At 68.6% G+C, this 10,557-nt stretch carries 9 protein-coding genes and 1 pseudogene; 4 read left to right on the top strand and 6 right to left on the bottom strand.

Going from position 1 to position 10,557, the window contains the following annotated elements; genetic code table 11:
- Positions 1-533 precede the first annotated feature (533 nt).
- Both OS124_RS0115265 and OS124_RS0115260 read left to right on the top strand, forming a co-directional pair.
- Positions 534-1,481, top strand: a complete 948-nt coding sequence (locus tag OS124_RS0115265; RefSeq protein ID WP_010140628.1) for a DMT family transporter — start codon at positions 534-536, stop codon at positions 1,479-1,481.
- Positions 1,478-2,455, top strand: coding sequence for a lysophospholipid acyltransferase family protein (locus OS124_RS0115260; RefSeq protein ID WP_010140626.1), 978 nt, complete (start codon positions 1,478-1,480; stop codon positions 2,453-2,455). The genes OS124_RS0115265 and OS124_RS0115260 overlap by 4 nt, the downstream gene beginning before the upstream one ends.
- 84 nt (positions 2,456-2,539) lie before the next feature.
- Here OS124_RS0115260 and OS124_RS0115255 read toward each other — a convergent pair whose 3' ends face one another.
- On the bottom strand, positions 2,540-3,169 hold the full coding sequence (locus tag OS124_RS0115255; RefSeq protein ID WP_010140625.1) for a DUF1223 domain-containing protein: 630 nt from the start codon (positions 3,167-3,169) through the stop codon (positions 2,540-2,542).
- A 391-nt stretch (positions 3,170-3,560) separates the two neighbouring features.
- On the opposite strand from OS124_RS0115255, the gene acnA reads away from it, so the two are divergent.
- Both acnA and OS124_RS0115245 read left to right on the top strand, forming a co-directional pair.
- On the top strand, positions 3,561-6,305 hold the full coding sequence (acnA, locus tag OS124_RS0115250) for an aconitate hydratase AcnA (RefSeq protein ID WP_010140624.1): 2,745 nt from the start codon (positions 3,561-3,563) through the stop codon (positions 6,303-6,305).
- Between the two features lie 326 nt (positions 6,306-6,631).
- Complete coding sequence (locus tag OS124_RS0115245; protein WP_010140623.1) at positions 6,632-7,354, top strand: SDR family NAD(P)-dependent oxidoreductase; 723 nt, start codon at positions 6,632-6,634, stop codon at positions 7,352-7,354.
- Positions 7,355-8,267: 913 nt separating this feature from the next.
- On the opposite strand, the gene OS124_RS0115235 is transcribed toward OS124_RS0115245, so the two are convergent.
- The 5 genes and pseudogenes from OS124_RS0115235 to OS124_RS28365 all read right to left on the bottom strand — a co-directional run.
- Positions 8,268-8,810 (bottom strand): DsbE family thiol:disulfide interchange protein, encoded by a 543-nt coding sequence (locus OS124_RS0115235; protein WP_010140621.1) that lies wholly within the window; start codon positions 8,808-8,810, stop codon positions 8,268-8,270.
- Between the two features lie 28 nt (positions 8,811-8,838).
- Positions 8,839-8,991 (bottom strand): heme exporter protein CcmD, encoded by a 153-nt coding sequence (ccmD, locus tag OS124_RS0115230; protein WP_010140620.1) that lies wholly within the window; start codon positions 8,989-8,991, stop codon positions 8,839-8,841.
- Between the two features lies 1 nt (position 8,992).
- Positions 8,993-9,742, bottom strand: a complete 750-nt coding sequence (locus OS124_RS0115225; RefSeq protein ID WP_010140619.1) for a heme ABC transporter permease — start codon at positions 9,740-9,742, stop codon at positions 8,993-8,995.
- Between the two features lie 40 nt (positions 9,743-9,782).
- Positions 9,783-10,439: a heme exporter protein CcmB gene (gene ccmB / locus OS124_RS0115220; protein ID WP_010140618.1), complete on the bottom strand. Its 657-nt coding sequence runs from the start codon at positions 10,437-10,439 to the stop codon at positions 9,783-9,785.
- Positions 10,436-10,557 (bottom strand): annotated as a pseudogene (locus OS124_RS28365) (heme ABC exporter ATP-binding protein CcmA); the annotation flags it as partial. The gene ccmB and the pseudogene OS124_RS28365, both read right to left, overlap by 4 nt.

The following is a 10,557-nucleotide window of genomic DNA, read 5'->3' as shown; positions in this document are numbered from 1 at the left end:
CCCGCCCCCCTCTACGTCTTTGCGCACCCATGGCCGAACCGCACCGGCGCCGGAGCAGGTCGGGCACAGCCGCCCCGGCCCGGACTAAGGGCTGCCCTGCCCTGTCACCCGCACTCCCCCCGAGCCTGTGGCAGCAGGCGCCTGCGATCGCTTGCCAGAGCAGTCCATGCCTCCCTTCCGATCGCCCGGGTCGACTTGGACACAGGCAGAAGACCACCGCTTCCGGACCCCTTCCCGGGCGGGCCCCGACGACGGTCTGCCGCGGTCACGGTCAAAATCCGCGGGCCTCCATCAGCTGGCTCTGGCCATCGCCCGCGGGACCAGTCTCCAGTTCCCCCGGGCACATGAAGACCGGAGAGAGACCACCGCCCCTGTGTTGCCGGGCGAGGGCCGGGGGCGCCGCATTCACCCGCCCGCCGCGCGCAGGCCCGCAGGCCCCCCGCATTTCCGCAGCCCCGCCCTTGGCCGGGCGCGCTCTGGACAGGCGCGCGGACCGCCCATACGGTCCCCGGACCTGCCCGCCGGAGAGCCAGATGACCCAGACTGCCCGCGCCATCCTGCTGATGATCCTTGCTGTTTTCTGCTTCTCGACGATGGATGCCTGCGCCAAGGCCATCGCCGCCGAAAGCAATACGGTCATGGCGCTCTGGGCGCGCTATGCCGGGCAGACGGTGCTGGTCCTGGCGCTTGTCGCGCCGCGCCTGCGGCAAGTGGCCCGAACCAATTTCCCCGGGTTGCAGCTGATGCGCGCCGTCTGCCAGCTGACCGCCACCTCGGCCTTCTTCTTCGGGCTGAACCACCTCGGGCTGGCCGAAAGCACCGCCATCATGGACGTCAACCCGGTGCTGATCACCCTCGCCGCGGCGCTTTTCCTCGGTGAAAGACTGGGCCCCCGCCGCCTGCTCGCCATCGGCGCCGCCCTCGTCGGCGCGATGATCATCATCCGCCCCGGGACCGAGGTCTTTTCCCCCGCCGCCGTCTTCCCGCTGACCGCCGCCCTGGCCTATACCGGCTTCTCGGTCGCCACCCGCTACATCGGCGGGCGCGAGGATCCCTGGACCTCCCTGCTCTACTCGGCCCTGCTGGGCGCCGTCATCCTGACCGCGATCCTGCCCAGCCAATGGCAGATGCCCTCGCCGAAAACCGCCCTGCTGATGCTGGTGCTGGCGGGCCTCGGGACCACGGCGCAGCTGCTGCTGATCCGCGCTCTGACCCTCGGTGAAGCCGCGATGCTGGCGCCCTTCTCCTATGCCGGGCTGATATCGGCCACCTTCTGGGGGATCGTCATCTTCGGCGAGTATCCCGACCGGCCCACGGTCATCGGCGCGCTTGTGATCGTGGCGGCCGGGGTCTATGTCTGGCACCGCGAAACCCGCGCCGCCCGGGCCCCCGGGCTGGCCAGCGTCAAGGCCGCCCCGGCGCCCGAGACGGCTCCTGCAACCGCTGCGCCCGCGCGTGGCGCAGACCACAGGCCCGAATGACCGCAACGCCGCCCCGTCCAGATCCCGACGCCAGCCGCCGGAAGGCCCGTCTGCCTCTGGCCGAGATCACCGACCCCGCCGATCTGCCCCCCGGGCTGCGGCTGGGACAATATGCGGTCAACCTGGCGCTTGGCGGCATGGTGCGGCTTGGCCTTGCACTGCCCTATCGACACCGCGTCGCCCTGGTGGGCTGGCTGGTGTCGCGCCTCGTGGCGCCGCTGGCGGGCTACAACCGGCGCATTCGCGACAACCTGGCGCTGGTGCATCCGCAGATGTCCCCGGACGAGGTGCGCCGGATGCAGCGCGCGGTCACCGACAATGCCGGGCGCACCCTGATCGAGATCTACTCGGGCAGCGAGTTCAAGGCGCGCCTGGCCGAGGCCCCGATCGGCGGGGCCGGGTTGGCCGCGCTCGACGCCGCCCGCGAGGCGGGGCGCCCGGTGATCCTGGTCTCGGGCCACTTCGGCAACTACGAGGCCTTCCATGCCAAGATCGCCAGCCGCCATGGCGAGGTCGGCGCGATCTACCGGCCGCTCAACAACCTCTATTTCAACCGCCACTACGTCGCCGCCATGGAGAGCATCGCCAAACCGCTGTTCCCGCGCGGTCGACGCGGCATGGCGCAGATGGTGCGGTTCCTGCGGCAGGGCAACATCGTGGCGATGCTCTCGGACCAGCATTTCGCCACCGGCGCCCGGCTGACGTTCTTCGACAAGCCCGCGTTGACCGCCACCTCGGCGGCCGAGATGGCGCTTAAGTACAATGCCGAGATCCTGCCGATCTACGGCATCCGCCAGCCCGACGGCCTGTCATTCCGCATCGAGGTCGAGGCGCCGCTGGCCCATACCACCGCCGAGGACATGTCCCAGCAGCTCAACGACTCGCTCGAGGCGATGACGCGCGCCCATCCCGAGCAATGGTTCTGGGTCCACCGCCGGTGGAAGGCGCTGACCCGCAAGAGAAAGAAGACCTGAAATTTTTCAGGGCGTTGCGCGCCACTCCTCACGCACAACACGAGAACGGCCGATCGAAGAGACGCCGGGGCCGGCAGAGGCCACTCAGGGCAGGCGCGCGGCGGCCTCGATGGGCCCGAAGCCCGCGCGTTGCAGCAGCACCGCACCGGGGCGGTCCTGCTCGCCGCGCAGCTCGATCTCGAGCCGCTCGCGACCATCCCATTCCGCGACGGGCCGCCAGAAGGTGACGATATTGGCGTAGTCGATCCGCGATCCGGCGTTCTCGCCGCGCAGGATCTCGACCGTCTTCATCGGCAGGAAATGCACCAGCGTCACCTGCATCGGCCCGGCGACCAGCCCCGGAAGCGGCTGAGCCTCGAGCAGGAAGCGGCCGTTGCCCTCTCCGCGCAGGGTCAGCCGGACGTGGCGTGGCTGCATCCGGGCCATGGCGATCTTTTCCGCCACCTCACCGGGATGCGCGCCTTTGATGAAATGCTGGCCGTCGATGATCATCTGCGGCGTGTAGATCATCCGCGAGCCCTTGGCACGGGCATAGGCTTTCTGGCGACGGGTGAACATCGGATCTGCCAGGCCGTCCTTCCAGCCGAGGTAATCCCAATAGTCCACATGCAGCGCCAGCGGCAGGATCTCGTCATGCCCGACCATCTCGGCCAGCATCTCGTCGGCCGGCGGACAGCTGGCGCAGCCCTGCGAAGTGAAAAGTTCGACAACCACCGGCGACTGCCCCGTCTCCTGCGCGGACAGGGGCGCTGCGGACAGGAGGGAGCCGAGGGCAAGAACCCCGCCAGCAGCCCGAATTGGCGGCGTGCAAACATGCGACATACTCTCGTCTGTTTCCCGATGGACCAGAAGTAACCAGCCGCCGGCTCAACTGCCAATCAAGGTTTTGCGAGAGAAGTGAACCCCCGCCCGACTGTGGCGTTGAGTCCCCGACCAGGGCGCCACGCGCCACGGGCAAACCTGCCATGACGTAAAGGCATACCCGAGAAAATTATCGTACACAAAGGTATACCGAACTCTTTCCAAACCCTTGATCGCCGCCTATCTATCAGGCAGAAATCAGGTCAGCACGAACCCTCATTCTCATTGAAAGGGAGCCAACTCCATGCCCATCGTAGTCGGACAGGACACCGCCAAGACGCGCAAGACGCTGTCGGTCGGATCCAAGCGCATTGCCTATTACTCCATTCCCGCCGCCGAGGCCGCGGGGCTGGGCGAGTTCTCGAAGCTGCCCGCCGCGCTGAAGGTGGTGCTGGAGAACATGCTGCGGTTCGAAGACGGCAAGACCGTCTCGGTCGACGACATCAAGGCCTTCTCGGACTGGGGCAAGCTGGGGGGCAAGAACCCCAAGGAGATCGCCTACCGCCCGGCCCGTGTGCTGATGCAGGACTTTACCGGCGTTCCCGCCGTGGTAGACTTGGCCGCGATGCGTGACGGCATCAAGGCGCTTGGCGGCGACGCCAGCAAGATCAACCCGCTGGTCCCCGTCGACCTGGTCATCGACCACTCGGTGATGATCGACGAATTCGGCAACCCGCGCGCCTTCCAGATGAACGTGGACCGCGAGTACGAGCGCAACATGGAGCGCTATACCTTCCTCAAGTGGGGCCAGAACGCCTTCGAGAACTTCCGCGTCGTGCCGCCGGGCACCGGCATCTGCCACCAGGTCAACCTGGAGTATCTCAGCCAGACCGTCTGGACCGACAAGGACCAGAACGGCGAGGAAGTGGCCTATCCCGACACCCTCGTCGGCACCGACAGCCACACCACCATGGTCAACGGCGCGGCCGTCCTGGGCTGGGGTGTCGGCGGGATCGAGGCCGAGGCCGCCATGCTGGGCCAGCCGATCTCGATGCTGATCCCCGAGGTCGTCGGCTTCAAGCTGACCGGCGCCATGGTCGAGGGCACCACCGGCACCGACCTGGTGCTGAAGGTCGTCGAGATGCTGCGCAAGCACGGCGTGGTCGGCAAGTTCGTCGAATTCTACGGCCCCGGCCTCGACAACCTGCCGCTGGCACAGCGGGCCACCATCGCCAACATGGCGCCCGAATACGGCGCCACCTGCGGCTTCTTCCCGATCGACGACGAGACCCTGCGCTACCTGCGTCAGACCGGCCGTGACGAGGACCGCATCGCGCTTGTAGAGGCCTATGCCAAGGAAAACGGCTTCTGGCGCACGGCGGATTACGATCCCGTCTACTCGTCGACGCTGGAACTGGACATGGGCGACATCGTGCCCGCGATCTCGGGTCCGAAGCGTCCGCAGGACTACGTGGCGCTGACCTCTGCGGCGACCTCCTTCGAGAAGGTCGTGGCCGATTTCCGCGGCGTGGACATGTCCGAAGAGGCCCGCGAGATGGCCGCCGAAGGCCCCGTGGCCACCAAGCCCCGGTCCTTCTACAAGTCGGCCTCGGTCGAGGGCGAGGACTACACCCTGAACGACGGTTCGGTGGTGATCGCCTCGATCACCTCCTGCACCAATACCTCGAACCCCTACGTGCTGATCGGCGCCGGGCTGGTGGCCAAGAAGGCCCATGAGTTGGGCCTGAACCGCAAGCCCTGGGTCAAGACCTCGCTGGCGCCGGGGTCCCAGGTGGTGACCGAATACCTCGAGGCCGCTGGCCTGCAAGAGCACCTCGACGCCATCGGCTTCAACCTGGTCGGCTACGGCTGCACCACCTGCATCGGCAACTCGGGTCCGCTGCAGCCCGAGATCAGCAAGGCGATCAACGACAACGACCTGATCGCCACCTCCGTCCTCTCGGGCAACCGCAACTTCGAGGGCCGTATCAGCCCCGACGTGCGCGCCAACTACCTGGCGTCGCCGCCGCTGGTGGTTGCCTATGCCCTGGCCGGTGACATGAACATCGATCTGGCCAACGAGCCGATCGCCCAGACGCCCGAGGGCAAGGACGTCTACCTGAAGGACATCTGGCCCTCGGATGCCGAGATCGCCGAGCTGGTGCAGAAGGTCGTCACCCGCGAAGCCTTCCAGGCCAAGTATGCCGATGTCTTCAAGGGCGACGAGAAGTGGCAGGGCGTCGAGGTGCCCCAGCAGGAGACCTACGACTGGCCGGCAAGCTCGACCTACATCCAGAACCCGCCCTATTTCCGCGGCATGTCCGCAGAGCCGGGCAAGGTCGAGGATGTCGCGGGTGCCAAGGTGCTGGCGATCCTCGGTGACATGATCACAACCGACCACATCTCTCCGGCCGGGTCCTTCAAGGACACCACCCCGGCGGGCAAGTACCTGCTGGAACGCCAGGTGCCCGTGCGCGAGTTCAACTCCTACGGCTCGCGGCGCGGCAACCATGAGGTGATGATGCGCGGCACCTTCGCCAACATCCGCATCAAGAACGAGATGCTGGACGGCGTCGAGGGTGGCTACACCCTGGATCCCAAGGGCCAGCAGACCTCGATCTACGAAGCTTCGATGGCGTACCAGGAGGCCGGCACCCCTCTGGTGATCTTCGGTGGCGAACAATACGGCGCCGGCTCCTCGCGCGACTGGGCGGCCAAGGGCACCAACCTGCTGGGCGTCAAGGCGGTGATCGCCGAGAACTTCGAGCGGATCCACCGGTCGAACCTGGTCGGCATGGGGGTCATTCCCTTCGAGTTCACCGGCGGCGACACCCGCAAGAGCCTGGGCCTGAAGGGCGACGAGACCGTGGACATCCTCGGCCTGGAAAGCGTCACCCCCCTGCAGGAGGTTCCGGCGACGATCACCATGGGCGACGGCACGAAGAAGGAGATCACCCTGAAGTGCCGCATCGATACCGCGATCGAGAAGGAATACATCGAGCACGGCGGCGTGCTGCACTACGTGCTGCGCGACCTTGCCAAGAGCTGATCGAACGCCGTGATGATCGAGTGCTGATCCGCGCGCTCTGCGCATCGGCCGAAGGGCGCCCCTCGGGGCGCCCTTTTTCCTGCGGCGTCATGGTGGGATGCCTCCCACCCTACGGCCCTGGCCCGCGGCCGGGCACGGGACACCGCCGGGCGCCACTTGCGTAGGGTGGGAGATATCCCACCTGCCCCGGTTTCCCCGGGCGACACCCGCGCGCCCGGCCGCGGCGCGTGCCGGGGTGCCGTCCGCTCCCTTCCCCCTGCCACGAAATCTGCGGCCATCGCAAAGAGCCGCTTGCACCGGCCCGCCAGACGGGGTTCCCATGAGCCATGACAGAGACAGCCCCTTCCCCTCCCACGGCGCTGGTCACCGGCGGAGCGCGCGGCATCGGCGCCGCGATCGTCCGCGACCTGGCCCGCGACCACCGGGTGATCTTCACCTATCGCGGCGCCGCGGCAGAGGCCCAGGCGCTGGCCGCCGTGCTGCCCGATGCCCAGGCCCTGCCCTGCGACCTTGCCGATCCCGACGCCCCGGCCCGCCTGATCGCCGCGTTCTTCGAGATCACGCCGCGCCTCGACCTGCTGGTCAACTGCGCCGGTACGGTCGAGGAAGAGGACCCTCTCGGCTTCGACATGGCCTCTGCCGAGCGGCAGATGCGGGTCAATGCCCTTGCCCCGGCGGCGCTGATCAGCCTTGCCGCGCCGCGCATGGCCTCGGGCAGCGCGGTGGTCAACATCACCTCGGTCAATGCCACCTTCCCGCCGGTCGCCGCGCTGACCTATGCCGCCACCAAGGCGGCGCTGGAAAACTACACCCGCGGCTTTGCCAAGGCGCTCGGGCCACGCGGCATCCGGGTCAACGGCCTCGCCCCCGGCCCGGTCGAGCGCGCCCATGCGCCGCGCGCCGCCGAGCTGATCGCCCTGATCGAGGCGGAAACCGCGCTCGGCAGCCTTGCCACAGCCGGGGATGTCGCCGCTGCCACCCGCTTCCTTGCCGAGGCACGGGGGCTCACCGGGGTCATCCTGCCGGTGTCGCGCGGGTTCCGCCTGTAGCCGGCGCGCCAGGCGGCTCTCGGCACGTCGGGCCATGGAAGATCCCGTCAGCCGCCGCCCCGCGCTTGGGGCCCGGACAGTGGCCCTGCTCGAAACGCGCGTCCTTGCAGGGAAGTCACCCGATACGCTTTCTGCTTCTGGCCGTTTTTCTCGGCCTCGCCGCCCTTCCCGCCCGGGCCGATATCCTCACCCCCTGCCGGCAGGCCGACCCGCCTGCCGACCCCAGGGGCGCCATCGACGCCTGCACGCCACTGGCCGGGGAGGACAGCTGGATCGACGCCGAGCGCAGCGCCGCCTTCCCGACCATGGCCCGCGCCCATACCGAACTTGGGCTGAACGACCAGGCGCAGCAGGCGTTCCTGATGGCCGCCCGCCTGCAGCAGGATCCCCGCGCCCTGACCGATATCGCCTGGAAGCTGCATGGCGCGGGCTTCCCCGCCGAGGCGGAGGGCTTCGACACCCGCGCCCTGAAGGCCGGTCCCGGGATGACCCACGCCTGGCTGGCCCGTTGCGTGATCAGGCAGGCACGGGAAAAAAGGGCCGCCAGCCTGCCCGACGGCCGCCGCGCCTGCGAGATCTGGACCGGGGGCGAGGGCGTGCTCTCTTTCCTCACCCGTGGCTTCGTCATGGTCGACGATCCGGTGAACGCGGTGAACTGCGCCCGATACGCCAGCCAGCAGCCCCCCGGCAGCGCGCGGATCTGGGTGCTGCGGGTCTGGGCGCTGCGGGTCCGGGCCGAGGAGATCGCCCAACCGTCCCGAGGCCCCTGCCCTGGCCGAGGCAGGGCTGAAGGTCTTCCCCGGTTCGACCGGGCTGAAAAACGACCTGCACCGCTCTCTCGACTGAGCACCCGGGCCCGGCTGGACCTGAGCACGGCACGACCGGGCACACCGGGGGCAACGCCGGGCGGGCGCTACTGCCCGGCGGCGGCGCGTTCCAGCGCGGGGCGGATGGTGCTTTCCAGCGCGCGCTCGGTGATCGGGCCGGCGAAGCGCTCGATCACCCGGCCCTTGCCGTCGATGACGAAGGTCTCGGGCACGCCGTAGAGGCCCCAGTTCAGCCCCATGCGGCCCGTGCTGTCGGCGCCGACCGCCGTGTAGGGATCGCCCAGCTCGTCGAGAAAGCCCATGGCGGCCTCGGGCTGGTCCTTGTAGTTGACGCCGTAGATCGGCAGGCCCTCGACCTCGGACAGCTGCACGAGGTTGGGGTGCTCGATCCGGCAGGGCGCACACCACGAGGCCCAGAAGTTCACCAGCTTGACCTCTCCGTCGCGCAGGGTGGCATCGTCGAAGACCGCCAGGTCGGCCAGCGGGGTCACCGCGACCTGAGGCGCCTCCTTGCCGGCCAGTGCCGTCGGCAGCTGGTCGGGGTCCTCGCGTTGCATGCTGGTGAAAAACAGCACGGCCAGCCCGCCGAACAGCAGGGGCGGCAGCAGCAGCAGGGGTTTCAGCTTCATCGGATAGCCACCTTCACGGCCTTTGGTCTCAGGGTTTCCTGCGCGCCTCGACCGCTGCCAGCTCGCGGCGCACGCGGGCGGCGCGACGCAGGCTGAGCGCGGTCAGGGCGACCAGCAGAAGGATCGAAATTCCGTAGGACGACAGCACCGTCGCCGCGTATTTGCCCAGTTCCGGCATCATCTCAGCCCATCCTTTCCCGTGCCATCAGCGCCCGCATCCGGCGGGCCCGGATCTCGGTCTGGGTGCGCAGCAGCACCAGCGCCACGAAGAGCAGCACGAAGCCCGCGATGCAGACGAAGAGCGGCACGGCGAAGACATTGCTGACCCGCTCTTGCGTGTCCCCGGCCAGGGCGCCCGCGCGCATGACCGAGGCGCCCTGGTGCAGGCCCTGGTTCCAGAAATTCACCGCGTAGCGGGACAGCAGCGCGAAGACCGACCCCACCATGCAGAGGATCGAGGTCAGGTCGGCCGCCGTGTCGTCATCCTCGACCGCGGCCCAGAGGGCTATGTAGCCGAGGTAGAACAGGAAGAGGATCAGGAACGAGGTCAGCCGCGGATCCCAGACCCACCAGGTGCCCCACATCGGTTGCCCCCAGATGGCGCCGGTGGCCAGGGCGATCACCGTCATCACGGCGCCGACGGGGGCGGCGGCGCGCGCCGCGAGGGCGCTGACGTGGTGGCGCCGGATCAGCCAGACCAGCGAGGCCAGCAACATCATCAGCCAGGCGTTGATCGCCATCAGCGCGGCGGGAACATGCAGGTAGATGATCTTGACCGTCGAGCCCTGCCGGTAGTCGTCCGGCGTGAAGAAGAAGCCCCAGGCCAGCCCGCCGACAAGGCAGATCACCGACAGGCCGGCGACCCACGGCAGGACGCGCTGCGCGGTCTCGATGAATTTCTTCGGATTGGCATATTCCCAGAGAGAGCTCATACCTTCCCCTACCCTTTTCCCGCCCCGAGGGACATTCACATCATCGCAGGTTGACGCGCAAGACCGCCGCGCTGGCAAACGGCAGCAGCGCCAGAGTGCCGCAGCTGATCCCCGCCAGCACCAGCAGCGGCTGCTGCAGGTCAAGCCCCGCGGCGCCACGACGCGCCACCTCGGCACCGAAGATCAGCACCGGCACATAGAGCGGCAGCACGATCAGGCTCAGCAGCAGGCCACCGCGCTTGATCCCCACCGTCAGCGCCGCGCCGAAGGTGCCGATCACCGACAGCGCCGGCGTGCCGATCAACAGCGACAGGAACAGCCAGGGATAGCCCGGCCCCGGCAGGCTCAGCATCAGGCCCAGCAGGGGCGCCGCCACCACCAGCGGCAACGCCGTGCTCAGCCAGTGCGCCAGCGCCTTGACCAGCACGATGCCCTCCATCGGCAGCGGCGCCGTGGCCAGCAGCTCCAGCGTGCCGTCCTCGCGGTCCAGCGCGAAGATCCGGTCAAGCGAGAGTAGGCAGGCCAGCAGCGCCCCCACCCAGAGCACCCCCGGCGCGATGCGTGCCTGCAACGCCCCCTCGGGGCCGACGCCGAAAGCCACCAGCGCCACGAGGATCAGGTAGAAGGCAAGGCCCAGGCCGAAGCCGCCCCCGGCGCGCACCGCAAGGCGCAGGTCGCGGATCAGCAGGGCGATCACAGGAAGCCCTCCCCGAAGGCGGCATCGAAGGCATCCGGGCGCGGCAGGGCGGCCTTCAGCGGGCCGAGATCCAGCACCGCCGCCTCGGGCAGGCCGAGGTCGATATGGGTGGCGATCA

Source organism: Oceanicola sp. S124, from assembly GCF_000220565.1.
Classification (GTDB): domain Bacteria; phylum Pseudomonadota; class Alphaproteobacteria; order Rhodobacterales; family Rhodobacteraceae; genus Pseudooceanicola.
This window is presented reverse-complemented; position numbering and strand designations above follow the sequence as displayed.